The following is a 17,891-nucleotide window of genomic DNA, read 5'->3' on the forward strand; positions in this document are numbered from 1 at the left end:
GGAGTTCTTAGGCACGATCGAGTTAGGGTTGCCTTATGAGCACCTTCACCAGCACCGGGTCCGCCGCCACCGACCGGCCCGAGCGCTACGGATCTCAGCTGGTCAAGCACTTCACGGCCAAGGATCGGCCGGGAGGGTGGGAGGACGGCAAGGGCTACGTCGAGTTCACCGCGGGAACGGCCGAGTTCTCGGTTGAACCGGGTGCGCTCGGCCTGCGTGTGACCGCGGCCGACCAGGACTCTCTGGCGCAGTTGCGCGACGTTGTCGAACGCCACCTCGTGCGGTTCGGCACCCGCGACGAGCTCACTGTCGTCTGGTCGGCTTAGGCGGCCATCACCGAGGCGGCCATGCCGATGAGAGCGGTCCCGCAGACCCGCTCGAACACCTTGCGCGCCTTCGGCCTGGCCAGCAGCACGCTGAGCTGACGCGCCAGCGGCACGACGATCACCCAGAAGAGCGCGAAGACACCGACCGTGACGCCACTGAGGAGCGCCGCCTGCGGCAACGGGCTCGCGTTCGGGTCCATCGCCTGCGGGATGAGGCTGAGGAACGTCAGCATCACCTTGGGGTTCAACAGGTCGCACAGCACGCCGCGCAGGAAGACACCACGTTCGGTGTGTTCAACCGTCTGCTGTGGACCCTTGGCGGCCTTCAGCGTCATCACGCCGAGATATCCAAGGTAGATGGCGCCGACCGCCTTCACCGCGAACAGCGCCGCCGGCACGGCCACAACGAGTGCTGAGAGGCCGATCGTCGCGAGCGTGGCGTGCACCAGCAGACCGGTCACGACGCCGAGCGCGGCGAGTGTGCCGAGGCGCAGGCTTTTGACGGCATTGCCCGTGATCAGCACGAAGTCGGGACCGGGCACGATCGTGATTACCACGAGCGCGAGCAGGAAGGACGTCCAGGCGATGTGCACGCGCTGATGATCTGCTGTTGTTCGGCGCGATTCCACGTCGCCGGTACGATGTTCGGTTGTGAAAGAAGTAGCCGAACTGGATTCGGTCGACTGGCACATCCTGGAGGAGTTGCAGAACGACGCGACGATCCCGAACCGGACCCTCGCGGAGATCGTCGGCCTGGCACCTTCGACGTGTCTGCAACGGGTGCGCCGGCTGCGTGAGCTGGGCGTGATCACCGGGTGCCACGCGGTGGTCGACCCGGCCACGACGGGCCTGCCGCTGGAGGCCGTCGTGAGCGTCAACGTGCGGCCGCACAACCGGCCCGTGACCACGGCTTTCCGCGCGTTCGTGATGGCGCAGCCGGAGACTCGGTCGATCTTTCACGTGAGCGGGAACGCGGACTTCCTGATCCACATCGCGGTGGCCGACTCGGCGCACCTGCAGGCGTTCCTGGTGGACAAGCTGGCCTCGCGGACCGAGGTGCGAAACCTGACTTCGGCGGTGGTTCTGGAGCGCGTCGAGACTCGGGCGCTGACGCCACCGGCAAACCTGCGCCCCACCCACCGCCGCCGCCGTGTCGACTCCTGAGGTGCCGTTATGGCCACCTTTACGGACCTGAGGTCCGTAAAGGTGGCCATAACGGCACTCCTAGGCGTATTCGGGGAGGCGGGCCGCCAGGTCGTCGGGTGAGGGCATGTCCGAGACCTCCTGCGCCATGCAGCGCGCGGCCGCCTCCACGGCCTCGTCGGCCAGCAGCCGCGCGGCCGCGGAGTACACGGCGTCGGCGGTGATCTCCTCGGACAGCAGCCGCTCCCCCGCCCCGGCCACGAGCACGGCCTCGGCGTTGGCGAAGTGGTCGGCGTCCAGAGGCAGCACCAGTTGCGGCACACCGGCGGCGAAAGCGCCGAGCGTGCTCGCGGAACCCCCGTGGTGCACGACGAGATCGGCGTGCTGCAGCAGCTCGGCCTGCGGCACCCACGACTCCAGACGCACGTTCGAAGGCACGGCACCCACATCGTCGACGTGTCCGGCCGCGACGAGCACCTGCAGCGGCAGCCGGGACAGCCCGTCGATGGCCGAACGCAGCAGAGAAACGGACCCGAGGGTCAGATAAACGAGCGGCAACCGCAGCGGCGGCAGCCCGCCCGGCTCGGCCCACGCGACGGGACGCAGCGGCACGCGGTGGGTGGCCGCCTTGAAGCCGGGATCCTGCACCGATGCCGGGCAGATGTCGATGAACGCATCACCGACCGAAGACGCACCGTCGAACGCCAACCCCAACGACGCCGCATAAGACGACTGCAGCGAAGTGATCGACGAAGTCTGCGGCACGCGGCCGAAACCGTGCGCCAGCACCGGAATCCCGGCGAGCCGCGCGGCGAACGCGCCGCCGGGGTTGGCGACGTCGCAGATGACGAGCTCCGGTTTGACCGACGCCAGCACCGGTTCCAGGTCGGCCACCACCCGTTGTGGCAGTAGCGAACCGAACACATCGGCAGCTGAACCGGCAAGGGAACCGGACGGCACGCCGGCGATGGCCACGGAGAGACCCGACGAACGCAGCCGCGGCAGGTGGTCCGCCGTGGTCGCGAACGTCACCTCGTGCCCGGCGCGGAGCGCGGCGACGGCGAGCGGCAGCAGCGGGTTGATGTGCCCGTGCCTGCCCAGTGCCGTGAAAAGAATGCGCACGACCCGAAAGTACTGAGCCAGCAGGGAAAAAGCGCTGTGATCTCAGTTCGGCCGCAGCACCCGGACGAGTCCCTCCTGCACGACCGTCGCGACGAGACGGCCGTCGCGCGAGAAGAACCGGCCGGTCGCGAGACCGCGGTTGCCCGAAGCCGATGGGGACTCGCAGTCGTAGAGGAACCATTCGTCGGCACGGAACCGGCGGTGGAACCACATCGCGTGGTCCAGCGACGCGCCGAGCACCTTGTCCAGGCCCCAGTACACGCCGTGCCGCACGAGCACCGCGTCGAGCAGCGTCAGGTCGGACGCGTAGGCGAGCACGCACACGTGCAGCAGCTCGTCGGACGGCAGCAGGCCGTCGGCGCGCATCCACACCTGCGAGCGCGCGGGCGAGGGGCCGTCCTCGCGCAGCGTCCACGGTGGCTGGGTCACGTACCGGACGTCGATCGGGCGCGGGAAGCGGGACGAGACGAGCTTGTCCGTGTACCCGACGAGCGACTCGCCCCACGTCGGCAGTGTCTCGGGATCGGGCACGTCAGGCATCTCGTCGGCGTGCTCGATGCCCTCCTCGTCGACCTGGAACGAGGCCGACAGAGCGAAGATCGCCTTGCCGTGCTGGACCGCCACGACGCGGCGCGTGGTGAACGAGCGGCCGTCGCGGATGCGGTCCACCTCGTACACGATCGGCACGCGCGGGTCGCCGCCGCGGATGAAGTACGAGTGCAGCGAGTGGACCCGGCGCTCCGGCGGGACGGTCCGTCCCGCCGCCACGAGCGCCTGGCCCGCGACCTGCCCGCCGAAGACGCGCACCGGCGACTCGGCGGGGCTCACGCCGCGGAAGATGTTCTCCTCGATCTTCTCGAGGTCCAACAGGGCGACCAGGTCGTTCAACGCGGGCTGGCCGTTCAGTCCACTCGGAACCGACGCAGCCGCACGGGCCACCTCTGTCACGGGTACTCCTATGCGTGGTCTTCCTCGCCGAGCCGGTGGACCCGGATGAGGTTCGTCGAACCGATGGTGCCAGGCGGTGAGCCTGCCACGACCACCATCAGATCACCCGCCTGGTAGCGCCCGATCGCCAGCATGGACGAGTCCACCTGGCGGACCATCTCGTCGGTCGAGTTGACCCTCGGCACGAGGAACGTCTCGGTGCCCCACGTCAGCGCCAGCTGAGACCGCACGCTCGGCTCCGGCGTGAACGCCAGCAGCGGCAGGTGCGTGTGGAGGCGGGCGAGGCGACGGACCGTGTCGCCGGACTGCGTGAACGCCACCAGGGCCTTGGCGTTCAGCCGCTCACCGATGTCGCGGGCCGCGTAGGAGATCACGCCGCGCTTGGTGCGCGGGACGTGCGTCAGCGGCGGGACCACAGTGGACTCGGTCTCGACGGCCTCGATGATCCGGCCCATCGTCTGGACGGACTCGATCGCGTACCGGCCGACGGACGTCTCACCGGACAGCATCAGCGCGTCCGCGCCGTCCAGCACCGCGTTCGCCACGTCGGACGTCTCGGCGCGGGTCGGCCGCGAGTTGACGATCATCGAGTCGAGCATCTGCGTCGCGACGATGACCGGCTTGGCGTTCTCGCGGGCGATCTGGATCGCGCGCTTCTGCACCAGCGGCACGTGCTCCAGCGGCAGCTCGACGCCCAGGTCACCGCGGGCGACCATCACGCCGTCGAACGCCAGCACGATCGCCTCGAGGTTGTCGACCGCCTCCGGCTTCTCGATCTTGGCGATGACCGGCAGGCGGCCCCGGCCCACGCGGTCCATCACCTGGTGCACCAGGTCGATGTCCGCGGGCGAGCGCACGAAGGACAGGGCGATGAAGTCCACGCCGAGGTGGAGCGCGAACTCCAGGTCCTCGATGTCCTTCTCGCTGAGCGCCGGCACGGACACGTCCATGCCGGGCAGGCTGAGGCCCTTGTTGTTGCTGACCGGGCCACCCTCGGTGACCTCTGCGACCACGTCGGAGCCCTCGACGTCGATGACGACCAGACCGACCTTGCCGTCGTCCACGAGGAGCCGGTCGCCGACCTTGGCGTCCTTCGCGAGCTCCTTGTACGTCGTCGACACGCGGTCGTGCGTGCCCTCGACGTCCTCGACGGTGATCCGGACGATGTCACCGGTGTTCCAGTCGACAGGACCCGCGGCGAACCGCCCGAGGCGGATCTTCGGCCCCTGCAGGTCGGCCAGGATGCCCACCGCGCGGCCCGACTCGTCCGCTGCCGCGCGGACCATGTCGTAGACCTGCTTGTGGTCAGCGTGGCTGCCGTGACTGAAGTTCATCCGGGCGACGTCCATACCGGCCGCTACCAGGTCACGCACCTTTTCCGGGGTGCCCGTGGCCGGCCCGAGGGTACAGACGATCTTTGCGCGTCGACTCACGTCTGCAGAGACTAGTCCCCGTTGCTGGACCGATCCCGAACTACCCGGCGGTAATCTTCGAACATTCGGGCGAGGTCGCGGAGAATCCTTCGGTTAGTGGCCGGAGTGTCGCTCAGCGTTCACCATTTGCCCTCGGACACGCCCACGTGATCGGCGCACCACTCGTTGAAGTCCCGCACCTGCCGCCACGCCTTGCGCACCCGGTCGATGCACTTGCGCTCGTGCAGAGCGTCATCGGGCGGCCACGTACGGTGAACGTAGATGGACTTGTGCCGGAGCAGATCGATCCGCGGGTGGTCCGCGTCGAACCCACGGGGCTTCGACTTCAGCTGCTCCCCCGCCAGAGTCCACCCCGCCTTGACGAGCTTGGCGATGATCTTGCGCAACGCCTCTCCGTGGATCTCCTCGGCGACCGCCGTCCGGTACCTGGCGACCTGATCGGACGCCATCGCGAAGGACCCGCCACCGACGAGCATCCCGGCCGGACCGACCTGGACGTAGTACGCGCCACCACCGCGCCCGGCCTCGACCACGCCACCACAGTGGTTCTTGTACGGCGTCTTGTCCTTGCTGAACCGGACGTCCCGGTAGGGCCGGAACACCTTGCCCGGCCCGAACTCGTCGGCCAGGTCCGCCAGCAGAGCCTCCATGGGCGCCCGAACGTCCCGCTGGTAGGTCTCCTTGTTGTCGTCCCAGTACGCCTTGGAGTTGTCCTGTTCCAAGCCGTCGAAGAAGTCGATGGCGTACTCGCCGAAGCCCGTGAACGTCACCCACAAAGCCTACGAGCACGGATGGCCTTCACCCATCGGGTGGACATCGTGTCTTCGGAAAGATCGTTTGGCCATACTCGGATGACATGGGACGCCGGAAAACCACGCTCGCGACCTGGCTGCTCCGTCTCGAACCCGATGAGGTCACCGCACTCCTGCTGCACCGGCGCGACGTCGCGGACCGGTATCTGAGGTCGTTGAAGGACCTCGCCGAAGAGCTCACCGCCCCGGACTCCGTCCGCGCCGCCGTCGCCACCCTCGACCAGGGCGCGCTGGACGTGCTCGGCGCCGTCGTGAGCCTCGGCGAGCACGCCGCACAGGACACCGTGTGCCGGATGCTGGACTGCCCGGCCGAGGAGTTCGAGCGCGCGCTGGCGGAGCTGAGCGCGCGGGCGCTCGTGTGGCCGGACGACGGCACGTTGCGGATGGTCAACTCGCTCAAGGCGGAAGGCGCCGCGAAGGGGCGGATCACGCCCCGCCCGCCGAAGCCGGAACTGAAGGACGACGAGCATGCGAGCGGCGTCGCCGCCGCACTGTCCACAGTGGATGGTGTGACGCGGCTGGTGGAGCACTGCGTCGCCGAGCCGTTCGGTGCCCGCCGGTACAGCGGTGGCGTGGGGACGCGCGAGGTGCGCCGGGCCGCCACCGCGATGCAGGCGAGTGAGACCGAGATCCGGTTCTGGCTAGAGCTCGCGGTCGAGGCGCAGCTGCTGGGCATCGCGAGCCACCAGGACCGGTTACTGCCGACCGCCAAGGGCGACGAGTGGCGCCAAGCGCATCCCGGACGCCGGCTCGCGGCGCTCGTCCCGGCGTGGCGGCGGATGAACTGGCAGCCCGCGACGGACAAACCGCGGTCGGCGTTGCTCGACCACCCCGGCGACCAGGGTGCGTTGATCCGCAGGGCGGTCGTCGAGCGGTTCGCCGGGATCCCGGACGGACAGGCCGCGGCGGACACCCGTGAGGTGACCGAGGAGCTCACGTGGCTGCGGCCCGCGCTGCACGACGGGCTCGCCACCGCGGCGGCCATCGCGGAGGCCGAGTCGCTGGGACTGATCGCCCGTGGTGCGCTGACCGAGCTCGGGAAAGCCACCGATGAGGAGCTCGGCGACCTCGCGGAGCGCCTCTTCCCGGAGGCGAGCCGCACGGCCAAGTTCCAGGCGGACCTCACGGCCGTGGTGAACGGGGTGCCGGCCGCGGAGCTCAGCGCGTTGCTCGATCTCGTTGCGGACGCCGAGAAACGCGACATCGCGTCGATCTGGCGGTTCTCTCCGGCGAGCGTGCGGCGGGCGCTGGACATCGGCATGACGGCGGACGAGGTGCTGGCCGACCTCGGCGACGTCGGCGAGGTTCCGCAACCGCTGGCGCACCTCGTGCGCGACGTCGCGCGGCGGCACGGTCAGCTGACCGTGACCGCGGTCGGCTGCTGTGTGCGCGGCGAGGACCCGTTGCTGGCCGAGATCACCCGCCATCGTTCGCTGCAGACACTGGGGTTGCGCTTCCTCTCGCCGACCGTGCTGGCGTCGGCGAAACCCGTGCCGGACACGCTCGCCGCACTGCGCGCGGCGGGATACGCGCCAACGAACGTCGACGCGCAGGGTCAGTCCATTGTGGAGCGAGTCGAGCCGGAACGGGCGAGCGGGCGCGGACCGCGGCCCAGCGGCGACCGGTCGTGGCACCGGGAGCTGACCGACGAGGAGATCACCAAGCTCGCGACGCGGCTCGTCGAGCAGGAACGCCCTCCGCCGGCCACACGCGAGTCGCCCCGGCTGAGCAACGCCCGGCTGTTGCGCGACCAGTCGATCTTCCTGGCGGACGCCGAGGTGCTGCTGCTGGCCGAGGCGCTCGTGACGTCTTCGAGAGTGGAGATCCGCTACGCCAACGGGCCGCGCCGGACGGTCCAGCACGTGATCACGCCGGTCACGCACGCCGCGGGCAACCTCACCGCCCAGATCGAACCCGGCGGCGACGCACGGGACTTCCTCGTCAGTCACATCCGGAAGGTGAGCGTCCCGGCCGAATAGCTATGGGGGGAGCTTTCCAAGCGGTCAGCGCTTGGAAAGCTCCCCCATGTCACCAGCGGATGTCGGACAGGCTGTCCAGCGGCTGCCGCTCGACCTGTTCGAGGAGCTGAACGCCGACGGTGTCCGCGGCCTTCAGCGCGTCCGGGAAGGTGAACCCGGTCCGGGCCTCGATCTCGGTCAGCGCCACCTGGAACGTGCGGAACTCGTCGAGGTCGAGCGCCTCGGCGAGCACCAGGTTCTGGGTCAGCAGGAACGCGCTGGCGTGCAGCCGGTCGTCGACCACGAACGCGATGACCTTCCAGAACTCGCGCGGGATCGCGACCCCGCGGAACACCCGGTCGTCGGCGTTGAACACCGGGCCGCCGTAGACGCTGATCTTCAGGTCGTCCACGTCGACGTCCGCCAGCACCGCGTCCTCGAGCCGCCCCCACAGGCCCTGCTTGGTGCTCTGGTTGAAGTCGTCCATCTGCGGCGTGATGTTGGTGAAGAAGAACGAGTCCCGGTTCGCCTTCTTCGCCTGCGCCGCCGCACCCCAGCACAGGTCCGCGCGCCGCGCGATGTGCCCGCGGTCGAGCCGGTTGTCGCGGTACAGCTCGTCACCGACCTGGAACTCGTCCGGCACCCGCGGGTCCTTGACGAACGGGATGTTGCTGCGGCTCAACGCCTTGAGCGCGCCCCCGTCGACGTTCCACGCCACCCAGATCGCGAACTTGCGCGTCCGGCTCAGGGTGAGCGAGAAGTGGGTGTAGTCGATCACTTCGCTGCCGTCGACGACGACCGCGTCGGCCTTCTTGGCGGCGGAGAGCTCCGGGATTCCGGTGGTGGTACCGAGGAACTCGCTGTCGAATCCGGTTTTCAACACAGTGCTGGTCATGGTCGCCCCCTTGGCTGTCACCCTGAGGGTCGGCCGTTCGAGCGAACCCGTTAGCCGCCTACACCCGTTCGGCCCATTGGCCGGATGCCGAACTTCTCCATGACGAAGCGCCAGAACAGCCCAACGATGCGCTCCGGGTCGGCGTCGATCTGCTCCCGCCGGCCCGTCGTGCTCAGGTGGTGGATGCGCACGAGATCGGGGAGCAGGTGCACCTGCACGACGCCCGCACCGGTCCAGTTCTCGGGCTCACGGTCCGCCACGAGCAGGTCGTGCATGGACGTGTTGACGAACAACAGGTCCGCGACGCCGCTGTCCAGCACGCTGTCGCACAAATGCGCCATCGGCAGCCGCCGCGAGTCCGTCTCCGCGATCTCCCACATCCACGTGCGGACCTCCCCCCAGGTCCGCATCAGCTCGCCTGCCCCAGAAGTCTGCGCGCGTGCGCCATCCGGATCAGCTGCGCCCGCGGGCAGGGCTCGCGTACGACGAGCCGCCACCGCACGTGGTCCAGCGACGTGCCGGGCACCAGGTCCGAGCGCAGCAGAACGACCTCGTCCGGGCCCTGGGGATCCCAGCCGAGCTCGGCGAGGCTGCAGAACATGCCGTTCGACACCTCGCCGCGGTACTTCCGCCTGCGCATCTTCTTTCCGTTGGGCAGCAATGAGCCGGGTGGCGCGAACGGCACAACGTCGTTCACCGCCACGATGGGCGGGCCGCCGAACACCACCTGGACCGGTTCCTCCCGGCCCCAGTCGACGTCAGCGATCCACACTCGCTCAGCATTCGGGTGGGAGCGAACCCAAACGACCCTCGCCGCCACGACTCCACGAGTCCGCACGGGAACAGAGAGTAGGCCACTCGAATGGAGTAGCGCTAGCTACAATCTTCCGGCACCCGCCCACAACGTCTCAAATGCCTCCTCGACGCGCCCCAGTTGCGCCCGGCTGACCAGCATGTCGGCGTTGGATTCGTTGTTGGGGCGCACGACATAACCGAGCCGCCCCTCTTCGTCGACATAGCTCGAGAACTGCTCATAAAGCATGGGTTCCTGGGCGTTGAGACCCTCGAGGTCCAACCGGTAGATCGCGGCACCTGCCAGCACCGGTTGGTCCGTTCGCCGGAAAACACAGTTCTGCCGAACGTAGTCGCGGCCGATGCGCTTGCTGAGCAGCGACTCGAAGCGATTGACGACATCGGTGTGCTCACCCGGCCGTCCGGGCAACAGGAAGCGGTACGTGCACCCTTTTCCCAGGTTCTCCGCGACCACTTGGAGGAATTGGCCGGGCGCCGCGTCGCCGTCGTCCATGCTGATCACGTTGAACGCCAGGTTGAGCGGCATGATGTCGGCGTGCACGCAGTGGCGTTCCAGCCGCTGGATCTCGTCGTCGAGCACGAGCCCCGCCCCCGCGGACGTCTCGAGCCTGGTAGCGGTGGCGTCGATGCCTTCCGCCAGCAGCCTGCCGAGCCGCGCGACGAGGTCGGAGTGCCTGCTCGCCTTGGCCTGGATGTCGTTGAGCGCGTGTTCGACGTACCGCGCCAGCGGGCCGTGGTCCACCGCGGTACCCGTGGGTTCGCCGTAGACCAGGTAGTCCAGCGTCACGTTGAAGAACGCGGCGAGCGCGACGAGGTTCTGCAGGCTCGGCCGGGATTGGTCGCGCGTGTACTGCGACAGGGCGGCCGGACTGATGCCCAGCGCGTCGAGGATCGGTCGTCGATTTCTGCTGTAACCCTCACGCTCGATGAGGTAGGAGAGGGTGTCGCCCAGCTTTATTTCGTGGCCTTTCACTTCAGCCTCCCGCACCTGCAGGTCGCGACCGGCGGTATCCACTCCAGACCGCGTAAAGCACAGCTTAACGACTGAATAGCGCTGCTGAAAGGCACTCTTGACTGGTCGTGCAGGGTCCGCATACTGAACGTGCACAACGTGATTTCAACCCCGGCAAATGTGCGCTCGAACTGTTCCGTGCGGCCGAGCACTGCGGAACGGCGTCGGCTGACGCGGCATGCCGCGGCCCCACAGCAGGAGGAGTTGTGGGGCCGCAGGGGGGTTATACGGAAAGTAGAACGATCGCCGAGGCGACCGAGCCCACGACGGCCGCGCCGTAGCAGACCGCCGCGATCAGCACCGCGAACCGCTTGAGCTTCAGCCCGTCGTAGAGCGTGTAGCGGAACCGGTGGGCGAAGTGGAACAGCCCGAGCGCGCAGAGCCCGAACAGCACCAGTTTCGTGATCGGGTGCCGCACCAGGGCGACGAGGTGCTCCTCCGACGGCGGTTCGATCCACCCGAGCGGGAACGCCAGGCCGAACAGGAACAGCAGCACCGGCACCAGCAGCGCCGCGGCCATCCCGCCGCCGCTGAACGCCAGCCACACCAGGGGTTCCGGCGAGCGCTTCATCGCAGCAACACCACCCAGGCCACGCCGGCCGAGAGCACGATCCACGCCAGGTAGTGCGCGACGAGCACCACCCACGGCGGCACGTGCGGCACCACCATCGCCCGCGGCGCCAGCGCGAACCACGTGACGGCGTGCAGCAGCAGGAACGCCAGCGCCACGACGTTGAGCACGAGCACCCAGCCGTGCCCGCTCCACGCCTGGAAGTCCGCATACGTGCCGTCGCCGATCGCGGACACCAGCATCAGCAGATACACCACGAACCACGCCACGAAGACGCTGGACAGCTCGCGCAGCACGAACACGAGGTAGGACCACTGGCGCAGCCACCAGAACAACGGGATGTGCTGCCGGTACGCGGTCATCGCCGGGCTCCTCGCGGCATCAGGAAGTCCTTCATCGCGGCGACCGCGGCGGTCAGCTTGTACCGCTGGATCGCGCCCGCCGGGTCGACGCCCTTGGGGCACGCGGTGCTGCACTCGCCGACGAACGTGCACGCCCACGCGCCCTCAGCCGACGCCAGCACGTCACGGCGGTCCTCGGCGCCGTGGTCGCGCGAGTCGAGGTTGTACCGCTGCCCCAGGGCGATCGCGGCCGGCCCGAGGAACTCCGGCTCCAGCGCGTAGACCGGGCAGGCGGAGTAGCACAGCATGCAGTTGATGCACATGCTGTACTTCTTGTACTCGTCCATCTCCTCGGGCGTCTGCAGGAACTCCCCCTCCTCCGGCGGATCGGCGATGAGCCACGGCTTGACCCGCGGCAGCTTCTCCATGAAGTCGCTGATGTCCACGACGAGGTCGCGGATCACCGGGAAGTTGCGCAGCGGCTCGACGCGCACCGGGCCCGGCGCGTAGTCGACGAGGAAGCTGGCGCACGATAGGACCGGCCTGCCGTTGACCGTCATGCCGCAGCTGCCGCAGATGCCCATCCGGCACGACCAGCGGTACGACAGCGTGCCGTCGAGGTGGTCCTTGATGTGGTTGAGGCCGTCGAGGACCGCCCACTCCTTGCGCAGCGGCACCTCGTACGACTGCACGGTCGGCTCGGAGTCCTCCCCCGGCCGATAACGCGTGACCTCCATGGTGATGGTGCTCATGGACTACCTCCCGTACACGCGTTCGCCGGGCGGCCAGCGGGTGATCGTCACCGGCAGGTAGCCGACGCGGCCGGACCCGTCCGGCTGCCGGTGCACCAGCGAGTGCGCGAGGAACTTCTCGTCGTCGCGCATCGGATGGTCGGTGCGCTGGTGTGCGCCACGGGACTCGGTGCGCTGCAAGGCACACGCCACGATGCTCTGCGCTACGTCGAGCATGCACGACAGCTCCAGCATGGCGACGATCTCGGTGTTGAACGTGCTGCTGTGGTCGTCGATCGCCGCGCGCTCGAACCGTTCGCGCAGCTCGTGCAGCTTCACCGCGGCCTTCTCCAGCGAGTTCCCGTCGCGGTAGATGCCGGCGCCTTCCTCCATTGTGGACTGCATCTCGGTGCGGATGTCCGCGATCCGCTCGGTGCCGTCGTCATGCCTGCCCAGCTCGTGCCGCAGGCGGCGTTCCTCGTCGTCACCCTGCTTGTAGACGACGGAACGTGGCCCGGTCTGCAGCGACTGCACGTACTCCGCGGCCGCTTTCCCCGCCCTGGCACCGAAGACGAGCAGCTCGGGCAGCGAGTTGGAGCCCAGCCGGTTGGCGCCGTTGATCGACACGCACGCGACTTCCCCTGCGGCGTAAAGACCTTCGAGCGGGGTGGCGCCGTCGATGTCGGTGTGGATGCCGCCCATCATGTAGTGCACGACCGGGCGGACCGGGATGAGCTCCTTGACCGGGTCGATGTTCTGGTACTTCGAGCACAGCTCGCGCACGAACGGCAGCTTCGAGTCGATCACGCTCGCGCCGAGGTGCCGCAGGTCGAGGTGCACGATCGGGCCGTACGGCGTCTCGATGGTGCGGCCCTTGGCGTGTTCGTGCATGAACGCCTGGGAGAGCCGGTCGCGCGGCCCGAGCTCCATGCTGCGCAGCACGGGTTCGGGCGTGGGCTTGCCGAGATCGTAGTCCTGCAGGTAGCGGTAGCCGTCCTTGTTCAGCAGCCAGCCGCCCTCGGCGCGGGTGGCCTCGGTGATCAGGATGCCGGTGAACGGCAGGCCGGTCGGGTGGTACTGGACGAACTCCATGTCCTTGAGCGGCGCGCCCGCCTGGTACGCGAGCGCCATGCCGTCGCCGGTCTTGATGTTCGCGTTGGTGGTGAACGGGAACACCCGCCCGCAGCCGCCGCTGCACACGATGACGGCGTTCGCGATGATCGTCTCGATCCGGCCGGTGGCCAGCTCGATCGCCACGACGCCGTGCACGCGCCCGTCGTCCACGAGCAGCTTGGTCACGAACCACTCGTCGTACCGGACGATGTCCGGATAGGACAGTGCGCTCTGGAACAGCGTGTGCAGCAGGTGGAACCCGGTCTTGTCGGCGGCGAACCAGGTCCGCTTCTTCTTCATGCCGCCGAACGCCCGGACGGCGATGTGCCCGTCGGGTTTGCGGCTCCACGGGCAGCCCTGGTGCTCCAGGCGGAGCAGCTCGCGCGGCGCCTCCTGGACGAACGCCTCGACGGCGTCCTGCTCGACGAGCCAGTCGCCGCCGGACACCGTGTCGTAGGCGTGCTCGTCGAGACTGTCGTCCTCGGCGATGACGGCGGCCGCGCCACCTTCGGCCGACACGGTGTGGCTGCGCATCGGATAGACCTTCGACACGATCGCGACGCTCAGCAGCGGGTTCGCCTCCGCGACGGCGACGGCGGCGCGCAGTCCCGCACCACCGCCGCCGACGATCACGACGTTGTGGAACTGGGCCATGGCGTCAAGCCTCGTGATCGCCGCTGTGCTCGTCGGCGAGGATCTTGCCGTCGTGCCGGACGGTCTGGACCCGCATGCTCCCGTCGTGGAAGGCGTGCCGGATCTGGCGGCAGCCGCAGTCCCAGATCAGGTCGTCGACCACGAACCCCGCGTCGTCGTCATCGCGGTGGTGGTCCCCTTCGGCCTGCCGCCCGCATGGCGCGATGTGCTTCGAGAAATGCGTCTTCGTACCGACCATGGCCGGCCTCCTAGACAGTTGTGACGCAGCTCACATCGAGCATATCGCTCTTGGCCGTTCGCGCCGTGCGAAGTGACAGCAGATGGACCACGAGGAGGAATGGCACGCCGAACGTCGGGATCAGGCTGAGCGGCAAACGGCTCACGATCGCCATCGCCGGGTCCGTGAGGCCGTGCGCGATGCCGAGGCTCACGGCGGTGACCAGATCGAGGATCCCGAGGGCCGTCCAGAGCGTGAAGATCCTGCCGGTCGGCGCGTACTTCGCCACGAACGGCGCCGTCGTCGCGATCGCCACGTCCCCGATTCCCGCAGGCAGGGCGAACCCGGCGGGCAGCAGCCCCTGCGCCCACAGCGCGACGAAGACGAACCCGCCGATCCGCCACGCCTGAAGGTTGATCAACAGGCCGTGGTCACGCGTGCCGACCCATTGGTTGAAGCGCGGCGACCACCGCAACGCGGCCAGCACGGCCAGCGGCGGCAGGCCCGCGGCGACCCCGAGCACGATCGGCGGCTCGGTCCCCTCGGTCTGGAACCAGCCGAGCGCCCCGGCGACGAAGGCGGCGATGAACCACAGTCCAGCGATCATGACGCACCCCTCACTTGTCGATTGCAAGTGACAAGTTATGCCCGTCACTTGTAACATGCAAGTCGTGCGTTCGGACTGCGCGGTGGCGAACACGTTGGACATCGTCGGAGACAAGTGGTCGTTGCTGATCGTGCGCGATCTGCTGGCCGCTCCCGAGCTGCGCTACGGCGACTTCCTGAGCAGCGGCGAGCACATCCCGACCAACACCCTGGCCGACCGGCTCAAGAAGCTGGAACAGGCGGGCATCGTGGAACGCGAGCTGTACAGCGAGCACCCGCCGCGGGCCGTCTACCGGCTCACGCGGGCGGGCCGCGAGCTCGGCCGGGTCGTGGACGCGATGGCGGACTGGGGCGTCAAGCACCTGCCGGGCACGCGCCGGATCACGCCGTAGCGAGCTTCTTCAGGCACCACTCCAGCTCGTCGGACCACTTCGAGCGGAACATCGGCTCGTCGCGGTGCTCGACCATGTAGAGCGCCAGCTGCAGACGCCGCAACATGATCAGGTCCTCGATCGCCTCGTCCGGCGGCAGCGGGCGAACGGACCGGTAGCCGGCGCGCACCGCGTCCTGCAGCTTCTCCCGGTCCCGCAGCCCGGAACCGCTGCGCAGTTCGAAGATCGTGACCGCGAGGTCGTAGGCGAAGTGGGCGTAGCCGCAGTCGTCGAAGTCGATCGCCCGCGCCTCCGCGCCGTGGAAGAGGAAGTTCTCGTAGTGCAGGTCGGCGTGGATGAGCCCGTACGCGTCCGGGCCGGTGCCGAGTGCCTCCTTGGTGCGGGCGATCCGCGCCATCGCGGTGGCGACGAGCTTGGCGCCCTCCGCGGAGTGCGCCGCACGCACCAGTTCCGCGGCCCGCTCGGTGAGGAAGTCGGGCGCCGGGCGTGCGAGGGGCGCCATCGTGGCGCCGTGCTCCTGCAGCCGGGCCATCAGCACGCCGACCTCGTACAGGTGGGCCGGCGTCAGTGAGCGGTCGAGGAACCGGCCCTCGACCCACCGGTACAGCACGCAGCCGCGTTCACCGGGCACGAGCGGGTCACCGGCGACCGCGACCAGGTCGCCGTCCCTCGTGGGCACCGGATCGGGCACCCCGAGGTCGGTGTCGTGGCGCAACCGTCTCAGCCAGGTCATCTCCGACCTGAGCTGCTCCGGCGTGGCGCCGTCCTCGCGTTGCACGCGCATGACGTAGCGCTCGCCCGCATCGACGCGAAATGTCGTGTTCCAGCCGCCGCCCATGGGGGTCAGCCGGGTCACGGGCAGGTCGTACTGGACCAACGCGCCGAGCACGAGCCGCCGCATCCGCCGGGTCTGCCCGGCCTGAGTCAGTTCGCTGAACATCAGGCCAGGCTAGAACCGGTCACGCGGATTTCTTCACGAGTTTTCCATCGGGGGCGACGAGGAACCACTCCTCGTCCACGCCCTGGCCGTTGATGTCGCCCGCGACCGCGTCGCCGACGTAGTAGTACAGCGGCCACTTCCCGTACACCGCCTGCGAGCTGCCCTCGGCCTGCTTCACCAGGTTCGGGTCCACGCCGTCACCACTGACCACTTTGGACTTGCTGGTGAGCGCCGGCCAGACCGCGATGCAGTCGGCGTCGCACGCGCTGGACTTGTTCTCGTCCTTGGTGAACGCGTACAGGGTGCGGCCGGCCTGGTCGACGAGGACCGGCCCGAGGTCGGTCTGCGCGACCTTCACGGTGGCCTGTTGTTCTGGTTGTGCCTGCGGCTGCTGTTCCGTTTGCCCGCCACCACACGCGGCGAGCAGCAGTAACGGTGCGGCGAGCAGTCCCATCCGTGTACGCATGTTCCATCCCTTCGCGGACCTGTTCCGAGGACAACACGTTCGCAGAGGTCATTAGGTTCGATAAAAAGTTTGTTGAACCGGACCACCGGTTCGTTGCGTGTATGGGGCGTCGGTCCGCCACTCGATGACTAGCTCCTGGAGCTGAAACCCATGCCAGCCAACAAGGTGGTCCTCACCACCGTCCTCGGCGCCGCGTTCGCGCTCCTCGTTCCCGCGACGAGTGCCGTGGCGCAGCCGAAGCCCGAGCCCGTGACCGTCACCATCAAGCAGAACGGCGACTACACCGCGACGCTGTGCGCCGCGGACACCCTCGAAGGCCGCTGCCTCGACGGCGCCAAGAAGGGTGACACGAAGACATTCACGGTACGACCACAGAAGGGCACACCGATCGAGGTGCGCGTGGTCGTCGACAAGGGAGGGTCGGCGTTCCAGAACTTCACCGCCGACGGTCCCACGTTGAACATCGAAACCGGTGGCAACGCCAAGAACCCCACCGCCACCAAGGCGGCCGGCGGCGGTCACGGTGACCACGGTGGTACGCAGCCGCCGACCCAGCCGACCCAGCCGGAGAAGCCGAAGCCGGCGCCGGCGAAGGGTCAGCCGGTGTACCTGGAGGCCGCGCTCGACGGCAAGCAGGAGGTGCCGGCCCCGAATGGCGCGCCGGTCGGTGACAAGGACGCCTCCGCCCGCGCGCTCGTCGAGGTGAAGGGCGACCGGATCACGTTCTCCGCCGCCTGGAAGAACACCTCGCAGCTCACGCTCGGCCACATCCACCAGGGTGCGGCGGGCCAGAACGGCCCGGTGAAGGTCACGTTCTTCGGCACCCCGATGCCCGAGACCGTCACCTCCGCCGCCGGCCAGGTGATCGTGGACGCGGCGCTCGCGCAGGAGATCGTCAAGAACCCGGCCGGGTTCTACGTGAACCTGCACAGCACCGAGTTCGGCGGCGGCGCGGTCCGCGGCCAGCTGAAGAAGCTGGGCAACCGCGTCAACCCGCTCGACATCATCAAGGGCGGCCGCCTGCGTGCGTTCTCCAACGGCGCGCAGGAGGTCCCGGCCCCCAACGGCCCGAAGGTCGGTGACCCCGACGGTCAGGCCATCACGTTCGTGCAGCCCAACGGTTCCGCGGTCGACTTCTCCCTGGCGTGGGTGAACATCGAGGCGCCCACCCTGGGCCACGTGCACCAGGGTGCCGCCGGCCAGAACGGCCCGGTGAAGATCACCTTCTTCGGCACGGCCGTCCCGGAGACCGTCTTCGCGGTCGCGGGCACCGTGTCCAATGTGGACAAGGCGGTCGTCAACGACCTGAAGGCCAACCCGCAGAACTTCTACTCGAACCTGCACACCGCGACGTTCGGCGGTGGCGCGGTCCGGGGTCAGTTCCTCAACTGACGGATC

The 17,891-nt window shown here is 68.6% G+C and carries 22 protein-coding genes; 5 read left to right on the forward strand and 17 right to left on the reverse strand.

Going from position 1 to position 17,891, the window contains the following annotated elements; all coding sequences use genetic code 11:
• The first annotated feature begins 35 nt into the window (after positions 1-35).
• A complete protein-coding gene (locus QSK35_RS08915; RefSeq protein WP_285744108.1) occupies positions 36-326 on the forward strand; it encodes a DUF2218 domain-containing protein in 291 nt (96 codons plus the stop codon).
• Here QSK35_RS08915 and QSK35_RS08920 read toward each other — a convergent pair.
• The gene (locus tag QSK35_RS08920; RefSeq protein WP_285744110.1) at positions 323-919 is read right to left on the reverse strand and encodes a LysE family translocator; all 597 of its coding nucleotides are present in this window, start codon (positions 917-919) and stop codon (positions 323-325) included. The genes QSK35_RS08915 and QSK35_RS08920 overlap by 4 nt on opposite strands.
• Positions 920-977: 58 nt before the next feature.
• Here QSK35_RS08920 and QSK35_RS08925 point away from each other — a divergent pair, with 58 nt between their 5' ends.
• Positions 978-1,490, forward strand: coding sequence for an Lrp/AsnC family transcriptional regulator (locus QSK35_RS08925; protein WP_285744112.1), 513 nt, complete (start codon positions 978-980; stop codon positions 1,488-1,490).
• Between the two features lie 60 nt (positions 1,491-1,550).
• Here the strand turns inward: QSK35_RS08925 and QSK35_RS08930 are convergent, their stop codons facing one another.
• The 4 genes from QSK35_RS08930 to QSK35_RS08945 form a co-directional block, all read right to left on the reverse strand.
• The gene (locus QSK35_RS08930; protein WP_285744115.1) at positions 1,551-2,591 is read right to left on the reverse strand and encodes a glycosyltransferase; all 1,041 of its coding nucleotides are present in this window, start codon (positions 2,589-2,591) and stop codon (positions 1,551-1,553) included.
• A gap of 42 nt (positions 2,592-2,633) precedes the next feature.
• Positions 2,634-3,539 (reverse strand): acyl-CoA thioesterase II, encoded by a 906-nt coding sequence (gene tesB / locus QSK35_RS08935; RefSeq protein ID WP_285744117.1) that lies wholly within the window; start codon positions 3,537-3,539, stop codon positions 2,634-2,636.
• Positions 3,540-3,547: 8 nt separating this feature from the next.
• Positions 3,548-4,972, reverse strand: a complete 1,425-nt coding sequence (gene pyk, locus QSK35_RS08940) for a pyruvate kinase (protein ID WP_285744119.1) — start codon at positions 4,970-4,972, stop codon at positions 3,548-3,550.
• A gap of 119 nt (positions 4,973-5,091) precedes the next feature.
• Complete coding sequence (locus QSK35_RS08945; RefSeq protein WP_285744120.1) at positions 5,092-5,742, reverse strand: DUF2461 domain-containing protein; 651 nt, start codon at positions 5,740-5,742, stop codon at positions 5,092-5,094.
• 86 nt (positions 5,743-5,828) lie between these two features.
• On the opposite strand from QSK35_RS08945, the gene QSK35_RS08950 reads away from it, so the two are divergent.
• On the forward strand, positions 5,829-7,763 hold the full coding sequence (locus QSK35_RS08950; protein WP_285744122.1) for a helicase-associated domain-containing protein: 1,935 nt from the start codon (positions 5,829-5,831) through the stop codon (positions 7,761-7,763).
• A gap of 49 nt (positions 7,764-7,812) precedes the next feature.
• On the opposite strand, the gene QSK35_RS08955 is transcribed toward QSK35_RS08950, so the two are convergent.
• The 10 genes from QSK35_RS08955 to QSK35_RS09000 form a co-directional block, all read right to left on the reverse strand.
• Positions 7,813-8,637: a DNA/RNA non-specific endonuclease gene (locus QSK35_RS08955; RefSeq protein WP_285744125.1), complete on the reverse strand. Its 825-nt coding sequence runs from the start codon at positions 8,635-8,637 to the stop codon at positions 7,813-7,815.
• 50 nt (positions 8,638-8,687) lie between these two features.
• The gene (locus QSK35_RS08960; RefSeq protein WP_285744127.1) at positions 8,688-9,047 is read right to left on the reverse strand and encodes a hypothetical protein; all 360 of its coding nucleotides are present in this window, start codon (positions 9,045-9,047) and stop codon (positions 8,688-8,690) included.
• Positions 9,047-9,475 carry a hypothetical protein gene (locus QSK35_RS08965; RefSeq protein ID WP_352243514.1) on the reverse strand — a complete coding sequence of 143 codons (429 nt, stop codon included), beginning with the start codon at positions 9,473-9,475 and terminating at the stop codon, positions 9,047-9,049. Before QSK35_RS08965 ends, QSK35_RS08960 begins: the two co-directional genes overlap by 1 nt.
• A 39-nt stretch (positions 9,476-9,514) precedes the next feature.
• Positions 9,515-10,465 (reverse strand): helix-turn-helix domain-containing protein, encoded by a 951-nt coding sequence (locus QSK35_RS08970; protein WP_285744129.1) that lies wholly within the window; start codon positions 10,463-10,465, stop codon positions 9,515-9,517.
• A gap of 220 nt (positions 10,466-10,685) precedes the next feature.
• Entirely contained in the window at positions 10,686-11,033 is a 348-nt protein-coding gene (frdD, locus tag QSK35_RS08975; RefSeq protein WP_285744131.1) for a fumarate reductase subunit FrdD, read from the reverse strand.
• Entirely contained in the window at positions 11,030-11,395 is a 366-nt protein-coding gene (locus QSK35_RS08980) for a succinate dehydrogenase/fumarate reductase transmembrane subunit (RefSeq protein ID WP_285744133.1), read from the reverse strand. The genes frdD and QSK35_RS08980 overlap by 4 nt, the downstream gene beginning before the upstream one ends.
• Positions 11,392-12,126, reverse strand: coding sequence for a succinate dehydrogenase/fumarate reductase iron-sulfur subunit (locus QSK35_RS08985; protein ID WP_285744134.1), 735 nt, complete (start codon positions 12,124-12,126; stop codon positions 11,392-11,394). The genes QSK35_RS08980 and QSK35_RS08985 overlap by 4 nt, the downstream gene beginning before the upstream one ends.
• Positions 12,127-12,129: 3 nt before the next feature.
• Positions 12,130-13,872 (reverse strand): fumarate reductase (quinol) flavoprotein subunit, encoded by a 1,743-nt coding sequence (gene frdA, locus QSK35_RS08990; protein WP_285744136.1) that lies wholly within the window; start codon positions 13,870-13,872, stop codon positions 12,130-12,132.
• Between the two features lie 4 nt (positions 13,873-13,876).
• Positions 13,877-14,110: a hypothetical protein gene (locus QSK35_RS08995; protein WP_285744139.1), complete on the reverse strand. Its 234-nt coding sequence runs from the start codon at positions 14,108-14,110 to the stop codon at positions 13,877-13,879.
• 10 nt (positions 14,111-14,120) lie between these two features.
• A complete protein-coding gene (locus QSK35_RS09000) occupies positions 14,121-14,696 on the reverse strand; it encodes a DUF8737 domain-containing protein (RefSeq protein ID WP_285744141.1) in 576 nt (191 codons plus the stop codon).
• A gap of 64 nt (positions 14,697-14,760) precedes the next feature.
• On the opposite strand from QSK35_RS09000, the gene QSK35_RS09005 reads away from it, so the two are divergent.
• Positions 14,761-15,087, forward strand: a complete 327-nt coding sequence (locus QSK35_RS09005; protein WP_285744143.1) for a winged helix-turn-helix transcriptional regulator — start codon at positions 14,761-14,763, stop codon at positions 15,085-15,087.
• On the opposite strand, the gene QSK35_RS09010 is transcribed toward QSK35_RS09005, so the two are convergent.
• Together QSK35_RS09010 and QSK35_RS09015 are read right to left on the reverse strand one after the other, a co-directional pair.
• The gene (locus tag QSK35_RS09010; RefSeq protein WP_285744145.1) at positions 15,077-16,027 is read right to left on the reverse strand and encodes a phosphotransferase enzyme family protein; all 951 of its coding nucleotides are present in this window, start codon (positions 16,025-16,027) and stop codon (positions 15,077-15,079) included. The genes QSK35_RS09005 and QSK35_RS09010 overlap by 11 nt on opposite strands.
• Positions 16,028-16,046: 19 nt before the next feature.
• Positions 16,047-16,493, reverse strand: a complete 447-nt coding sequence (locus QSK35_RS09015) for a COG4315 family predicted lipoprotein (protein WP_285744147.1) — start codon at positions 16,491-16,493, stop codon at positions 16,047-16,049.
• A gap of 150 nt (positions 16,494-16,643) precedes the next feature.
• On the opposite strand from QSK35_RS09015, the gene QSK35_RS09020 reads away from it, so the two are divergent.
• Complete coding sequence (locus QSK35_RS09020; RefSeq protein ID WP_285744149.1) at positions 16,644-17,885, forward strand: CHRD domain-containing protein; 1,242 nt, start codon at positions 16,644-16,646, stop codon at positions 17,883-17,885.
• Positions 17,886-17,891: the final 6 nt, after the last annotated feature.

Origin of the sequence: Lentzea sp. NBRC 105346, from assembly GCF_030269605.1 — a bacterium.
In the GTDB taxonomy this organism is placed as follows: domain Bacteria; phylum Actinomycetota; class Actinomycetes; order Mycobacteriales; family Pseudonocardiaceae; genus Lentzea.